We start from the raw sequence: 1375 nt of genomic DNA, 5'->3' as shown, positions 1-1375 counted from the left end.
CCAGGGTCTTTGAGAAGTGATCTTGTGTCCGGGTTCGTCAGGTGAGTCCGAGGGCGGTGAGGGGCCGCAGGTGGTCTCGGGCGGTGTGGCGGAGGGCTGCGGCGATGTTGGTGTGGCCGTCCTGGCGATGGGTGCCGATGGCGAGGTTGCGCAGGCCGGCCATGACGCGGGGCAGGTTGCGGGTGCGGACCTTCGAGGCGTCCTCGTGGAAGGTGCGGTCGCGGACATGGTGCAGCTGGTTCTCGATGTGCCAGTGGCCGCGGATCCAGGCCGCGAGTTCGCTGCTTTCGGCCGCTCCGGGCGGCAGGCTCGTGACCAGGTAGATCCGCTCGATCGTCAGCTTGCCCGTGCCCAGGTCACGTCTCCGGCGGACGACTTGGAGGACCTGGCGTGCGTGCGGGTGGTCGAGGTGGGCGAACGAGGCCGTCTTCAGACGGCGGATCTCGTCGCGGTGGTGGCCCCGTCCGCGTTCGTAGTGGTCCAGGCGGATGTCACGCCAGGGCAGGCGGCGGACCTTCTCGTGCAGTCCGGGGTGATTCCTCTTGATCACGGCCAGGTAGTGCGCCCCGCGTTTATGCAGGTAGGTGGCGTGGTCGTGCTGGGTGTGCAGGGCGTCGGCGATGATGACGGCACCGGTCAGGTCGATGCCGTCCAGGAGCGGGGCGAAGGCCGGGATCTCGTTGCTCTTGCCGTCGATCTGTCGTTGGGCGAGGACCTGTCTGCTGTGGGTCATGGCGGCGATCAGGGCGGTGGCCGTCCGCCCGGTGGTGCGGGAGCTGCGGAGTGTCTTGCCGTCGACGGCGATGACCTTTCGTTCCGGGGCCGGGTTCTGGCGTTGCTGGAGGAAGTCGCCGATGGCGCGGTCGAGGGCGGCACCGTCCACGGCGGCCAGGACGAGGCGGATGGTCGTGGCATGAGGCGGGCGGACCAGGCCGGTCAGCGGGTCGGGGCGGAAGCCCAGCAGGGCCAGGACGCGCTGCGGTGCGTCGGCGACCCACTCGCCGATCGCCGTGACCGAGGCGGCGCCGGCCAGAACAGCGGCGGCCGCAGCGGTGAGCAGGGCCGTCCACGGATACCGGATGCCGCGACGGGCCCGTGGATCAGGCACCGTGGCCAGATAACTCCGCAGGTCAGTAGCTGTCTCCAGCAGGGCTGGGCCGGAGGCGTCCCCCAGTTGCCGAAGGCATGACGGCATGCGGGAAGATGGGTGCGCAGGCATGGACTCGCTCGGTGCTCATACGGACTCGACACCCACATGATCACCAACGGCCATGCCTGTTCTGCATCCAGGGGCGCTCCGACAGAAATCGACAAGCCGTCACATCCGGCACTCAGCAGGCGAACCGCCCACCTCGGCACTTCCCAAAGACCCTGC

1 protein-coding gene is annotated in these 1375 nt (G+C 69.0%); it reads right to left on the bottom strand.

The window, feature by feature from the left end; genetic code table 11:
• Nucleotides 1-37 precede the first annotated feature (37 nt).
• Entirely contained in the window at nt 38-1195 is a 1158-nt protein-coding gene (locus tag KYY02_RS33590) for an ISAs1 family transposase (protein WP_371244856.1), read from the bottom strand.
• Nucleotides 1196-1375: the final 180 nt, after the last annotated feature.

The organism is Streptomyces pimonensis, from assembly GCF_041380215.1.
GTDB classification, from domain to species: Bacteria; Actinomycetota; Actinomycetes; order Streptomycetales; family Streptomycetaceae; genus Streptomyces; species Streptomyces pimonensis.
This window is presented reverse-complemented; position numbering and strand designations above follow the sequence as displayed.

What these genes read in the sequence shown, in the direction of transcription:
- KYY02_RS33590 (WP_371244856.1), bottom strand. Translation starts at nt 1,195, where the DNA reads ATGCCGTCATGCCTTCGGCAACTGGGGGACGCCTCCGGCCCAGCCCTG.